Source organism: Polaribacter gochangensis, assembly GCF_046224025.1.
In the GTDB taxonomy this organism is placed as follows: domain Bacteria; phylum Bacteroidota; class Bacteroidia; order Flavobacteriales; family Flavobacteriaceae; genus Polaribacter; species Polaribacter gochangensis.
The window spans coordinates 82,477-96,486 of sequence record NZ_JBJXRF010000002.1 but is presented as its reverse complement, the minus strand read 5'-3'; the positions used below and the strand labels follow the sequence as shown (position 1 = coordinate 96,486).

Below are 14,010 nucleotides of genomic sequence, written 5' to 3'. Positions count from 1 at the left end.
TTCGCAATGACAGGTATAAAAAGATATAGTGAAAAGCAGGAAATAGCTTCAAATAAAAAAAGTGCTTCTTACTGCTAAATTTTATCAATTATTAAAAAAAATTCTCGACTCCGCCTGCCTGCCGCAGGCAAGGCTCGAAGAGACATTCCGTTTTAATGATCTTTCTTCGTTTTAAATTTCCCATAAAACAGAATATACCCATAACACACAATCGTTAAAATAAACGCTGTTTTAAAGCCAAAACCATCAATTAAATTTCCAAAGAAAAACGGAATAATTGCGCCACCAACAATTGCCATACACAACAAACCAGAAGCTTGTGCTTTTAAATCGCCCAAACCTTCTAAACTCAATGTAAAAATAGTTGGAAACATAATAGAGTTGAACAATCCAACGGCTAAAATAGACCACATAGAAACTAAACCAGTTGTGCTTATTGAAATTACAATCATGCTAATTGCCAACAAGGCAAAAATACTCAACACTTTTCCTGCTGCCATAATTTTGGTTAAATACGCGCCCACAAAACGACCAATCATGGCGCCACCCCAATAAAAAATGACAAAAATTCCTAATAAAGATTTTGGATCTTTTCCAGAAAACGTTTGGTTAAAGGTATTGGCAATGGTATTTGCAATGCTCATCATGGTTTCGTTTTCTGCAACAATTGGTGCCAAACCAGCATCGTAAAAATAGTTGACTAAAAAACTACCGATGGCAACTTCTGCGCCAACGTACACAAAGATTCCCAATGCGCCCATCAACATCAATTTATTTTTTAGCAATTTAAAATAACCACCTTTCGGACTTTCTTCTATCAATTTTGGCAGTTTTGTAAATAAAAATATCACTGCTAACAATAAAATAAATCCAGCAATTAGTAAAAATGGCGTTTGTACCGTTGCCGCTTCCGAAATATAATATGCGTTTTTTTGAGTTTCGGTTAACAAGCCAATTTCATCGGATGATTTTACAGAATCGCTCAGCAAAAATAACGCGCCAACAACGGGCGCAATGGTTGTTCCTAAAGAATTAAACGCTTGCGATAAATTCAATCTACTACTCGCGCCTTCTTCACTTCCTAACAAGGCAACAAACGGATTTGCTGCAACTTGTAAAATAGTAATTCCGCCAGCCAACGTAAAATAACCCACTAAAAAAACAGAGAACATTCTGTGTTCTGCTGCAGGATAAAATAACAAACAACCAACAGCCATGGTTACCAAACCTAATACGATTCCTTTTTTATATCCAATTTTTGATAAGATGAATCCGGCAGGTAATGAGAATACAAAAAACGCCACAAAAAAGGCAAATTGCACCAAGACTGTTTTTGCATATGACATTTCAAAAACATCTTTCAATCTGGGAATTAAAGAATCTACCAACACGGTAATAAATCCCCATAAAAAGAATAAAGAAGTTAAAAATATAAATGCCGATTTGTATGATTTATTCGTTGATGTATTCATTGATTTTACCTTTTTAAATTATTACTTTTCACTTTGCAACTTTACACCTTTGCAACTTTGAGACCTTTGAACCTTTGAACCTCTGCAACTTTGCAACTCTGAACCTTTGTTTCTTTGCCACCTTGAGCCTCTGAACCTCTGCAACTTTGCAACTCTGAACCTTTGTTTCTTTGCCACTTTGAGACCTTTGAACCTCTGCAACTTTGCAACTTTGCGACCTTGCAACTTCTTTACACTTTTTTAGTATATGCGTTAGACTCTACATAAATTTGTTCTCCTTCTTGATATTTGCTAATTCCAAATCCGCCATGAATACAATAACAGCCGTATTCTCCTTGTTTATTTAGCGCAACATATCCTACTTGAAAATTTTGATAATTTGGATTGGATGCTACAATTCTTTTTACGCCTTCTTCACAGGCTTCTTGTGGCGTTCTTCCTTGACGCATTAATTCGACAATTAAATAACTTCCAACAGTTTTTAAGACCTCTTCTCCCATTCCGGTTGCTGTTGCTCCGCCAATTGTATTATCTATAAATAATCCTGAACCAATAATTGCAGAATCTCCAACGCGTCCAGCCATTTTATAGGCCATTCCGCTTGTGGTACAACCACCAGAAATATCACCATTTTTATCAATGGCTAACATGCCAATGGTATCGTGATTTTCGATGTTGATAATGGGTTTGTATTCTGATTTTACTTTCCATTTTAACCACGCTTTTTTAGACGTTTCGGTTAATAAATTTTCTCTTTTAAAACCTTGTTCAACAGCAAACTGTTCTGCGCCTTTTCCGGCTAACAACACATGCGGAGTTTCTTCCATCACTTTACGAGCCACAGAAATTGGATGTGCAATATTTTCCATACAAACTACTGCTCCGTAACCGCCATCTTTGTTCATAATACAAGCGTCTAAGGTTACGTTTCCGTCTCTATCTGGCGCTCCGCCATTTCCTACAGTTGTGTTCTTTAAATCTGCTTCTTCTACTCTACAACCCGCTTCGATGGCATCAATCGATGTTCCGCCTTTTTCTAACACTTCCCAAGCTGCTTTTGTTGCATTATGAAAACGCCAAGTTGCCACTACAATTGGTAAAACCGGAGTTTCAGTTGCAATTGCTTTGTTCTCTTTTTTAGCTTCTGTTTCACAAGAAATGATGGATGGTACTACCGCCAAACCTAATCCAGTTAAGGAAGCTCTTTTTATAAAATTTCTTCTTTTCATTTTATGCTAATTTTAGTTCAGTCTCTTTTTAATTATATAGATTCCTGCCTACGTAGGAATGACAATTTTTATTTAATTTCTATTTCATCAACAAACAACCAGCTTCTACCGTCATGACTATATCCTAAATGCCACGTTGGCAAAACGCCTAATTTTTTTGCAACTACTTTTACATATCTTGCTGTTATTTTTTCTGGAGAAGAAACTCTTTTAATCAAAACAGTTTCATTTTTATTGGGCGGGAATGTATATTCTTTTTTTAATTTTGAAAAATTCACTCCATCTTTAGAACTATAAAAAGTAACTTCTGTTGGTAGGAAGATCCAACTACGTTGGTCTTGTAAAAACCCAACAGCAACTTCATTAATTTCTTTTTGTTTTCCTAAATCTACAATCGCAATTACATCTGTATCAACATAACCTTGCCAAGTTCCGGTTCTAAAATCTTGCGCTCCTATGATTCCATCAATCAACGCATTATCTCCGCCAGCATTGTATTGATTTGCATACTTGGTTTTTAATTCGATTTTAATATTCGGATTGATCTTAAAAAAATCAGTAGTAATAATGGCACTTTTTGTTTCTCCTTTTTGTGCATACATTTTTAGAGCAACTTTATCTACAATTACAATTGGTTTTTCATATTTCTGAAACTCTTCTCCGATAGAATAATAAATAGTTGCGTCTTTATTTACTGAGTTTAACGTCACCGTAGTTTTCCCTTTAAAAGCGATTTCTCCAGTTTCAATAAACGGAGCAGCAACAATTAAATGTTCTTTAATTTCTGTAACTGGAATGTGTTCATCGTTTGTTCCCCAAGTTGATGGTTTGTCTGTCATTACAAATCGCAAACTTCCGCCAGCAACAATATCTTTGTGTTTTAAAAATGTGTACGGATAATTTTTACCGTTCAACTCAACCGATTTAATGTATTTATTTGTTTTAGAAATAGCATCAGCAACAATGGTAAAAGTTTTTCCGCTTTCTAAATTGATGCTTGCTTTTGGAAACAATGGCGCTCCAATGATATATTGATTAGACCCTGGTGTTACAGAATAAAACCCCATAGAACTCAAAATATACCAAGCACTCATTTGTCCGCAATCTTCGTTTCCTGAAATTCCCGCTGGATCATTTGTGTACAATTCCGTTAAAATCTGACGTACTTTTTCTTGTGTTTTGTGCGGTTTATTTACAAAATTATACAAATATGCCATGTGATGACTTGGTTCGTTTCCATGTGCATACTGACCAATTAAACCTGTAATATCTGCTTGATTTCTTCCCGAAGTTTCATTTTTTGCGGTAAATAATTTATCCAATTGCTTTTCTAAATTCTCTTTTCCACCCAACAAATTGATAAAACCAGAAATATCTTGCGGCACATAAAAACTGTATTGCCAAGAATTTGCTTCTGTATAATTAAAATTTACTTCAAAAGGATCAAAAGGCGAAAACCATGTATTTCTAAAACGTCCACGCATAAAATGTGTTGAAGGATCGAATACGTTTTTATAATATTGTGCTCTTTCTGTGTACGTTTTATAATCATCATCTTTTCCTAACGATTTTGCCATTTGCGCAATTGTCCAATCATCGTACGCATATTCTAAGGTTTTAGAAACAGATTCTGATTCTTTTTGAACAGGAATAAACCCATATTTTTTATACGAATCCAATCCTAATTTATCTCTAGTTGCAGAATGTTTCATTGCCTCAAAAGCTTTGTTTACATCGTAATTTCGGATTCCTTTTAAATACGCATCAGCAATTACAGGAACCGCGTGATAACCAATCATACAACCTGTATAACTTGCAGATAAATCCCAAATTGGCATAATGCCACCTTCATCATATTTTGCTAAAAACGTATTGATAAAATCGTTGGTTTTGTCTTGTTCTATAATGGTATATAATGGATGTGCCGCTCTATACGTATCCCAAAGTGAGAAAACTGTGTAATAATCAAAATCTTTAGTTTTATGAATTTTCATGTCCATTCCCCGATAACGGCCATCAATATCTTGGTACAAGTTTGGCGCAATCATCGTGTGATATAAAGCGGTATAAAAATTAGTTTTGTAATCAGAATTCTCAGATTCTATCACAATTTTTTCTAATTGTTGTTCCCAAACACTTTGCGTTTCTTTTTTGATTTCTTCAAAAGATTTACTACCAATTTCTAAATGCCAATTGTGCATTGCTCCAGCTTCATCTACTGGCGAAATTCCAATAGTTACATTTATTTCGTTTCCGATAGTATTGTCAAATTCAAATGCAGCTTTTACTTTCTTTCCTGCTGTTTTATCATCTAAAAAAGTAACCTTTGTAAAGGGTTTAGAAAATAACATGTCAAAAAATAATCGTTGATCTGTAGCCCAAGCTTTAGAAAAACGATATCCAGAAATTGCTGTTTTAGAATTGATGGTTAGTTTAGAGTCTAACACTTCGTCTCGATGTTCTAAATCTAAAATGATAATTTGTTTAGAGCCTTCTGCAAAATTATATTTGTGAATTCCGCTACGTTCTGTAACTGTTAATTCAACCTCAATATTGGTGTCGTCTAAATGCACTTTATAATAACCTGGTTCTGCAACTTCATTCTCATGAGAAAATTTAGATTTGTAACCTTCTTTTCCGTCTGCTCCATTATTAAACACTACTTTATTAGTGGGCATCAATAAAATATCTCCATAATCAGAAACTCCTGTTCCGCTTAAATGTGTATGCGAAAATCCGAAAATTTCAGTATCAGAATAATGATATCCTGAACAACCATCCCAACCGTCTAATCTAGTATCTGGACTCAATTGCATCATTCCAAACGGACTCGTAGCTCCAGGATATGTATGCCCGTGACCGCCAGTTCCAATAAATGGATTTACATAAGAAATTAATTGTTGGTCTTTTTGTACTGGAGAAATTAATGGTTTCGGTTTACATGAATTTAAGAAGATTGAAAGTAAAACTAAAAGCAGAAAATATTTTTTCATTCCGTGTTTGGATTTATTTATTTGACTAAATTAGCAAGATAACAATAATCAACCTATTTATTTATGTGGAATTTTAAACGCATTAAGTTTTTATTTCTCTGCGCATGCATCGTTTTACTTTTTAATTCTTGTACAGATGAGAAGCAACTAGCTGTAATTCCAGCAATTATTCCTGCTCCATCTTTTCAACAAATTAATGATGGTGTTTTTGAAGTGAGCAATGCAACTGGTATTTTTTCTGATGATGAATTTAAGCAAGTTGCAGATTTTTTAAAATCCTACATCGAATATGGAAGCAACATAAAATTAAAATCCGAAGCGTCTAAAAATGTTATTAGTTTTAAGAAAGATACATCTATTACAAATCCAGAAGGATATCATTTAATCATAACATCAAACGAAATAACCATTGCAGCAAGTTCTGCAAAAGGAGCATTTTATGGTGTACAATCTTTACGTCAATTATTGCCCGCTTCATTTGAAAACGGAACATTCAAACAGTCTTCTGTTTCTATTCAAAATTTAGAAATTACAGATGCGCCACAATTCAAATACCGAGGAATGCATTTAGACGTTGGTCGTCATTTTTTTCCGGTTGATTTTATTAAAAAATACATCGATTTGATGAGCATGTTAAAAATGAACACCTTTCATTGGCATTTAACTGAAGATCAAGGTTGGAGAATCGAAATAAAAAAATACCCAAAGTTACAAGAAGTTGCTGCCTACAGAAAAGAAACGTTGATTGGTCATTATTCTGATCAACCTCACAAATTTGACGGAAAAAAATACGGCGGATTTTACACGCAAGAACAAATAAAAGACGTAGTAAAATATGCTTCAGAAAGACAAGTAACCATCATTCCAGAAATAGAAATGCCAGGTCATGCACAAGCTGCAATTGCTGCATATCCAGAATTAGGTTGCACCGGAAAACCAATTGATGTTGCAACAAAATGGGGCGTTTTTGACGATATTTATTGTCCGAAAGAAGCAACTTTTAAATTTTTAGAAGATGTAATTGATGAAGTTATTGCGTTATTTCCTGGAAAATACATTCATATTGGTGGCGATGAAGCTCCGAAAACGAGATGGAAAAACTGTGCGCATTGTCAGGCTTTGATAAAAAAAGAAGGTTTAAAAGACGAATACGGTTTACAGAGTTATTTCATCACCAGAATGGAGAAATACATCAACTCTAAAGGAAAACAAATTATTGGTTGGGATGAAATTTTAGAAGGAGGTTTGGCACCAAACGCAACCGTAATGTCTTGGCGAGGAATGGGAGGAGCAGTTACTGCTGCACAGCAACATCACAATGTAATTTTAACGCCAGGCGCTTATTGTTATTTTGATCATTATCAATCTACAAAAGAAGATGAACCTTTGGCGATTGGCGGATTTTTACCTTTAGAAAAAGTGTACAGTTTTAATCCGATTCCGAAAGAATTAACCAAAGAAGAATCAAAATATGTGTTGGGAGCGCAAGGAAATGTGTGGACAGAATATATGAAAGATTCTAAGCAAGTTGAATACATGGCTTTTCCAAGAATGGTTGCGTTGAGTGAGGTTGTTTGGTCTGAAAATAAAAACAAAGATTTCGAAAATTTTAAAAATCGATTGGAATTTTATCAAGAAAGATTAGATGCTAGAGATGTAAATTATGCCAATCATTTGTATGAAGTTAAGGGGAAATCAGAAATAAAAGAAGGTGTTTTGTTCATGAATTTAAAAACTTCATCAAACACAAAAACCATCCGTTATACTTTAGACGGCACGGCACCGAACATCAATTCTGCTGTTTATAAAAACCCAATAATTATTAATAAAAGTGTTATTGTAAACGCAGCTTCTTTTGATGCCGAAAAACAAGTAAGTGGAATTTTTAATGAAACTATTAAAATGCACAAAGCGGTTGGAAAAAAAATAACTTTTGATGTTGCTCCGAGTGAAAAATACAATGCTGGCGGAAATGCTGCACTCATCAACGGAATTAGTGGAAGTGACAAACGTTATGGAGATAATGAATGGTTAGGTTTTGATGGAAAAGATGTAGAAATCACGATTGATTTAGGAAAAGAAATGGATGTAAATTCTATTGCTACACGTTTTAATAATCAAATTGGGAGTTGGATTTACGCTCCGTCTCAAGTTATTGTGAGCTTTCCTGGTACCGATGAATTTATTCCAATCGAATTGGAGCAAAGCGAAGAAAAAATTGTTGATTTAAAATTAGAAACAAAAATAGCTACACGTTTTATCAAATTAAAATTGATCAACTATGGCGTAATTCCTGATGGAAGACAAGGAGCTGGACATAAACCTTGGATATTTATTGATGAAATTATTGTGGAGTAAAAAACTGTCAGTTCGAGTGAATTTTTGAGAAACGAAAAAATTTGTATCGAGAACACATAAAAAAGTATATGTTATTAGAAATCTGTGCAAACTCATATCAATCTGCAATGAATGCAGAAAAAGCCGGAGCAAACAGAATTGAATTGTGTGCGGAATTAGCTGTTGGCGGAATTACACCTTCTTACGGTTTGCTAAAAAAAGTAATGAACGATTTAACAATTCCTGTTCATGTTTTGGTAAGACCTCGAAGTGGAGATTTCACCTATTCTGATGCTGAGTTTCAAATTCTAAAAGAAGACATTTTAATTTGTAAAGAATTGGGTGTTTTGGGAATTGTATCTGGTGTTTTAAATCTTGATAACACCATCGATTTAGAAAGAACAAAAGAACTTGTTGAGATTGCTAAACCTATGAATTTTACCTTTCATAGAGCTTTTGATTGGGTGTTAAATCCGATGGATGAAATCAAGAATCTAGAAGCAATAGGCGTGGTTAGAATTTTAACTTCGGGGCAAGAAAATTCGGCAGAAATTGGACTCAAAAATTTGATTGAATTTCAAAAAACAACTTCTAAAATTACGATGATGCCTGGCGGCGGAATCAATCAAAAGAACATCAAACTGTTTCAGGGAAACGGATTTAAAGAAGTGCATTTATCGGCAACTACACAAAACAAAACCATTGAAAAACCTGCAATATCAATGAATAGCAATACCCATTTTGATGAAACTCAAATTGCAACTTCAGATATTAAACATATAAAAACCTGTTTAGACATCATTTCGAATGAAACATAAATGCCTTCTTTTTCTTTTACTAATAACAAGTATTGTTGGTTGTAAAAAAACAACTTCAGAATTACCAATCGTTTTCAATATTCATGAAAATTGGGAATTCAAATCCGCTAAAGATGCTGATTGGAAATCGGCTTCTGTTCCTGGAACTATTTTTACCGATTTATTGGATCATAAACTCATTCCAGATCCGTTTGTAGAAACCAACGAAGAAAAAGTGCAATGGGTATCAGATTCAACTTGGGTTTATAGAACTACTTTTAAATTAACTGAAGATATCTTAAACAAAGAAAATATTGAATTACATTTTGAGGGTTTAGATACTTATGCGAAAATTTACATCAATGGAAATTATCAATTAGATACAGATAATGCATTTAGAGAGTACTCTATTTCTTTAAAAGACATTCCACATTCAAAGAATAATGAATTAAAAATTATTTTTCAGCCAACAAAAGGTTTTGAATATTCAGCTAAATTAAATTCAAAATATTCTTTACCTGAAGGAAAGAGAATTTACACTCGAAAAGCACAATTTCAATATGGTTGGGATTGGGGGCCAAAACTCAATACATCTGGAATTTGGAAAAGTATTTCTTTAAAAGCGTGGAACGACATCAAGTTTGATGACATTTTTATCAAACAAAAAAACATTACAGAAAATAATGCTAGTTTAGAAATTGAGGTTACTATTGACAGTGATGAAGATAAAAACATCATGCTTGTTACAACGGCTGACAAACAAACTTTTTCAAATCACCTTAAAGTTGCTAAAGGAAAACACAGCTATTCTGTTCCGTTTGATATTAAAAACCCGATGTTGTGGTGGACACACAATTTAGGAAAACCACATTTGTATGATTTTGATTTTAAGTTGATAGAAAACAACATCGTAAAAGACGAAAAATCAATTAAAAAAGGTATTAGAACGATAAAATTAATTACAGAAAAAGATTCAATTGGAGAATCATTTTATTTTGAACTGAACGGAAAACCTGTTTATATGAAAGGTGCCAATTACATTCCGCAAAACAGTTTTCAGAATAAAGTAACCAATCAACAGTATCAAAAATTACTTTCTGATGTGGCAAATTCTAATATGATTATGTTACGCGTTTGGGGCGGCGGAATTTACGAAAATGACATTTTTTACGATTTGTGTGACGAAAAAGGAATTTTAGTTTGGCAAGATTTTATGTTTGCTTGTGCGATGTATCCTGGTGATAATGAATTTTTAGCAAACGTACAGCAAGAAGCAGAAGAGCAAGTAAAACGTTTACGAAATCATGCTAGTATTGCATTGTGGGCTGGAAACAATGAAAACTCTGAAGGTTGGCATCGTTGGGGTTGGCAAGATGGAAGAAGTGAAAACGAAAAAGCAGCAATTTGGTCTGATTATTTAGCAGTTTTTGATACTATTTTACCACAAACTGTTGCAAAATATAGTGAAACAAGTTATTGGGAAAGTTCTCCAAAATTTGGAAGAGGAAATCCGAAATACGAATTTGAAGGCGATGCACACGATTGGTGGGTTTGGCATGATGCAAGACCGTTTGAACATTTTGAAAAACAAGTTCCGAGGTTTATGAGCGAATTTGGTTTTCAATCTTTTCCGTCTTACGAAACGATTAAATACATCAATCAAAAAGAACAAATTGATTTAAAAACAGATGGCATCAAATCGCATCAAAAACACATTAGAGGTTTTCAACTGATTGATGCATACATGCAACGTGATTACAACATTCCGACCTCAGATGAAGATTATGTCTATGTTAGTCAGTTGTTACAAGCCAAAGGAATTGTGATGGGAATTGAAGCGCACAGAAGAGCAAAACCATACAATATGGGAACCTTGTATTGGCAATTAAACGATTGTTGGCCATCAATTTCTTGGTCGAGCATAGATTATTTTGGCAACTGGAAAGCCTTGCAGTACAAAGCAAAAAAAGCTTTTGAAAATGTATTGATTACATACGAAGAAGATAAATTCAACATTGTTACGCACATTATCAACGACACTTTTGATATTATTTCTGGAGAATTAAATGTAAAAATTATCGATTTTAATGGAAACGAAATTTGGTCAAACTCTAAAGATATTTCTGTAAAAGAAAATGCAAGTCAGCAAGTATATAGCATTCCGAATGTAGATATTGATAGAAAAAATCACTTGTATATCACAACGTTTAACGGTGTAAAATCACTTCATTTCTTTGAGAGCCCAAAAGAATTGAATTTACCAAAAGGAGAAATTCAGAAAGAAATTACAAAAACAAAAACTGGATTTTCAATCACTTTAAAAAGTAACGTATTACAAAAAGATGTTTTCTTATTCAGTAAAGAAAAAGGTCATTTTTCTGACAATTTCTTTGATTTGTTACCGAATGAATCGACTACTATTGAATTTAAATCAGAAGGAACTTCTTTGGATGATTTACAGATTAAAACATTGAATCAGTTAAGGTAATTGTCAGTTCGAGTGAAATTGAGAAGTATGAACAATTTTGTATCAAGAACTATTTAGAAGATATCTCGATACAAATTTATTTTTTCAAAAATAAATTCACTCGATATGACAACTCTAATTTTTCTTCAAAAGCTTCGATTCTAAAAAACCCAAACCGTAACCCAAATGCTGTGTAAAAGAAGTTATCATACTTAAAAAAGCAACAATTATATTTTTATTTTGAAAAAGAGAATCTAAAAATATCAGAATAAAATAAAATCCATAAAAAGCAATGAATTGCCAAAACCCAAATAGAGCAGCAATAACACTGATATCAAATCCTATAATAAATAAGGCCGGGAACCAATACGTCAATTTTGCAGTTTCTGGATACCGTTTATTCAATTGTGGTCTTGCAGTACCAAAAGCAAACGTTTGCTTAAAAAACTGTCGAATTGCACTTCTGCGTTTATGATACACAAATGCTTTTTCAATCAATTGAGTTTCAAATCCATTTTCCCATAGACGAAAGGTTAAATCAATATCTTCACCGACTTTTAAATCAGCAAAACCGTTGGTTTTTTCAAAAGCAGCTTTCGATAATCCTAAATTAAAACTTCTAGGTTGAAATTTTCCAACAGCATTTTTCTTACCACGAATCCCTCCTGTTGTTAACACAGAAGTCATCGAATAATTAATGGCTTTTTGCAACGAAGTAAAACTTTGATGAGCAGCATCTGGCCCACCAAAAGCATCTGTAAAATTATTTTCTAATCTCTTTTTGACTTCTGTTAGATATTGTTTCGGAACGATGACATCAGAATCTAAGATGATAAAATAGTTTCCACTAGCAGTTTGCATTCCGAAATTCCGACTTGCTCCTGCTCCACTATTTTCTTTGAAAAAGTATTTTAAATTGAGTTGTTTTTGGTATTTCTCTACAATAACTTCACTTTTCTCAGAAGAACCATCTTCTACAATCAACACTTCAAAATCATCTGTAAAATCTTGCAGAGTAAGACTTTCTAGTAACTCGTCGATTTCATTCGGACGATTATATACGGGAATTATGATAGAAAAATGGAGTTTCAAATTATTCTGGGATTTTAAAATATGGATTGTAAATCAATCCAATTACATTATTCCAAGGATCTCTAACGGAGGCAACCATTAAATCGCTACCAACATTGTTAGGTTTTTCGTGTTCTGTTGCTCCTAATTTTATTAATTTATGATAGGACTTTTCAATATTTTGAACTCCCCAATAACTCAACACATTATCTGTCTTTTCAGTATTGTCTTCTTCTGGTAATAAACCTAACTCATATCCTTGAATTGAAAATCCAACATAAAAAGCTTCATCAAAATAGGCTTTTGATTCAAAAGCTTTAGAATACCATTCTTTTGCTTTTTGTAAATCAGAAACTTTATAAATTGTAGTTCTAAGTCCTAACATTTGTTGTTTTTTGCTAATGTAAACAAAAAATGCAAATCGAATTGATTTGCATTTTTTTTTAATATTGAAATTCTCTATTCTTTAATTAATCTATAAGAACCTGTTTTATCAGCAACTTTTATTTTTAACACGTACAACCCTGAATTCAATGAAGAAATATCAAGATTATACAACTTATTATTAGGAGATTTAAGTAGCACTTGCTGTCCTAATATATTGTACACTGCAACTTCGCTAATTTTTTCTTGAGCATCTAATTGTAAGGTGTTTTTTGCTGGGTTTGGAAATAATGTAAACCCTTCAATAGAATTTTCTTCTATGCTTAAAACTTTAGTTGTAAAATTAAATGGCCCTGCCCAACCGCTCACGATACTTCTTCTACATTTGTCTTGAACATAAAAATCATATGAAGTATTTGGAGTTAAATTACCAATTGTGATTAATTTTAGGCCTGTTTCTTGAGTTTTTGTTCCTGCTCCTAAGGTAAAACCTTGAATTCCATATTCAACAATCCATTCGGTGTCACTACCATTTGTTGACGACCAAGTTAAATCTGCAGAATATTCCTCTAAATTGCTTACACTTAAATTAGTTGAAGTTGAACACTTAAAAGAAGTAATTGTTGGTGAAGTAGCACAAAAACCCCATCCATTTGTATCATTATCATTATAAACAAATCTATACCTAAAGTTTTGTAATTGATTTGTTGTAAACGAAGAAACATCAAATACAATTTTTGCATTAGAATCTTCGCCCATGGTACATGATTTATAATCATTATTAGTATCGTTATTAACTGGAGCTGTAGCATCATTTGGTGTAACCCAAGTTGAAGCATCGGCATCATAATACTGAACCATTAGTGTTTCTGTGTTCTCTATTCGGTACGAAATACTAAACTGTATTTCGACAGCTATTTCTCCATTATCAAATGCTGGTTTTAAATTTATTACTGGAGATTCTGCAGCAATATCATTGTTGTCCCCTCCTGAATTAACGGCATTATCATCAAATTTAAATTGGGCTCCTGTAGTTGGATTTGACAATAAACCAGCTGCAGTATACGTACCAGTTACGGTCCAATTAGCATTTGGCCAATTTGCGGCTTGATTCAAAGTTTGCGAATAACTCATTCCGGCTACAAAGAAGAAAATGAGTAAGAGTAATTCTTTTTTCATAATTTATCTATTTAATATTTGTTACGATTAAATTACAGAATATCAGAAACAAAAACAAATACAAATTAGCTTACAACACTA

9 protein-coding genes are annotated in these 14,010 nt (G+C 33.2%); 3 read left to right on the top strand and 6 right to left on the bottom strand.

Annotation, left to right across the window (positions count from 1 at the left end; genetic code table 11):
• Positions 1-152: 152 nt before the first annotated feature.
• From ACEWL1_RS05755 to ACEWL1_RS05745, 3 genes are all read right to left on the bottom strand, one after another.
• Entirely contained in the window at positions 153-1,472 is a 1,320-nt protein-coding gene (locus tag ACEWL1_RS05755; protein ID WP_409232343.1) for a sugar MFS transporter, read from the bottom strand.
• A gap of 230 nt (positions 1,473-1,702) precedes the next feature.
• Positions 1,703-2,701: a N(4)-(beta-N-acetylglucosaminyl)-L-asparaginase gene (locus ACEWL1_RS05750; protein ID WP_409232342.1), complete on the bottom strand. Its 999-nt coding sequence runs from the start codon at positions 2,699-2,701 to the stop codon at positions 1,703-1,705.
• 68 nt (positions 2,702-2,769) lie between these two features.
• The gene (locus tag ACEWL1_RS05745; protein ID WP_409232341.1) at positions 2,770-5,694 is read right to left on the bottom strand and encodes a GH92 family glycosyl hydrolase; all 2,925 of its coding nucleotides are present in this window, start codon (positions 5,692-5,694) and stop codon (positions 2,770-2,772) included.
• Between the two features lie 63 nt (positions 5,695-5,757).
• Between ACEWL1_RS05745 and ACEWL1_RS05740 the strand changes: the two genes are divergently transcribed.
• The 3 genes from ACEWL1_RS05740 (at position 5,758) to ACEWL1_RS05730 (ending at position 11,316) form a co-directional block, all read left to right on the top strand.
• The gene (locus tag ACEWL1_RS05740) at positions 5,758-8,052 is read left to right on the top strand and encodes a beta-N-acetylhexosaminidase (protein ID WP_409232340.1); all 2,295 of its coding nucleotides are present in this window, start codon (positions 5,758-5,760) and stop codon (positions 8,050-8,052) included.
• A gap of 68 nt (positions 8,053-8,120) precedes the next feature.
• Positions 8,121-8,849: a copper homeostasis protein CutC gene (locus ACEWL1_RS05735; protein WP_409232339.1), complete on the top strand. Its 729-nt coding sequence runs from the start codon at positions 8,121-8,123 to the stop codon at positions 8,847-8,849.
• On the top strand, positions 8,839-11,316 hold the full coding sequence (locus ACEWL1_RS05730; protein WP_409232338.1) for a beta-mannosidase: 2,478 nt from the start codon (positions 8,839-8,841) through the stop codon (positions 11,314-11,316). The genes ACEWL1_RS05735 and ACEWL1_RS05730 overlap by 11 nt, the downstream gene beginning before the upstream one ends.
• A gap of 114 nt (positions 11,317-11,430) precedes the next feature.
• On the opposite strand, the gene ACEWL1_RS05725 is transcribed toward ACEWL1_RS05730, so the two are convergent.
• The 3 genes from ACEWL1_RS05725 to ACEWL1_RS05715 all read right to left on the bottom strand — a co-directional run bounded on the left by ACEWL1_RS05725 (position 11,431) and on the right by ACEWL1_RS05715 (position 13,929).
• Positions 11,431-12,387 (bottom strand): glycosyltransferase, encoded by a 957-nt coding sequence (locus ACEWL1_RS05725; protein ID WP_409232337.1) that lies wholly within the window; start codon positions 12,385-12,387, stop codon positions 11,431-11,433.
• A 1-nt stretch (position 12,388) separates the two neighbouring features.
• Complete coding sequence (locus ACEWL1_RS05720) at positions 12,389-12,751, bottom strand: VOC family protein (protein ID WP_409232336.1); 363 nt, start codon at positions 12,749-12,751, stop codon at positions 12,389-12,391.
• 74 nt (positions 12,752-12,825) lie between these two features.
• Positions 12,826-13,929, bottom strand: a complete 1,104-nt coding sequence (locus tag ACEWL1_RS05715) for a T9SS type A sorting domain-containing protein (protein ID WP_409232335.1) — start codon at positions 13,927-13,929, stop codon at positions 12,826-12,828.
• Between the last annotated feature and the right edge of the window lie 81 nt (positions 13,930-14,010).

What these genes read in the sequence shown, in the direction of transcription:
- ACEWL1_RS05755 (WP_409232343.1), bottom strand. Translation starts at nt 1,472, where the DNA reads ATGAATACATCAACGAATAAATCATACAAATCGGCATTTATATTTTTA.
- ACEWL1_RS05750 (WP_409232342.1), bottom strand. Translation starts at nt 2,701, where the DNA reads ATGAAAAGAAGAAATTTTATAAAAAGAGCTTCCTTAACTGGATTAGGT.
- ACEWL1_RS05745 (WP_409232341.1), bottom strand. Translation starts at nt 5,694, where the DNA reads ATGAAAAAATATTTTCTGCTTTTAGTTTTACTTTCAATCTTCTTAAAT.
- ACEWL1_RS05740 (WP_409232340.1), top strand. Translation starts at nt 5,758, where the DNA reads ATGTGGAATTTTAAACGCATTAAGTTTTTATTTCTCTGCGCATGCATC.
- ACEWL1_RS05735 (WP_409232339.1), top strand. Translation starts at nt 8,121, where the DNA reads ATGTTATTAGAAATCTGTGCAAACTCATATCAATCTGCAATGAATGCA.
- ACEWL1_RS05730 (WP_409232338.1), top strand. Translation starts at nt 8,839, where the DNA reads ATGAAACATAAATGCCTTCTTTTTCTTTTACTAATAACAAGTATTGTT.
- ACEWL1_RS05720 (WP_409232336.1), bottom strand. Translation starts at nt 12,751, where the DNA reads ATGTTAGGACTTAGAACTACAATTTATAAAGTTTCTGATTTACAAAAA.
- ACEWL1_RS05715 (WP_409232335.1), bottom strand. Translation starts at nt 13,929, where the DNA reads ATGAAAAAAGAATTACTCTTACTCATTTTCTTCTTTGTAGCCGGAATG.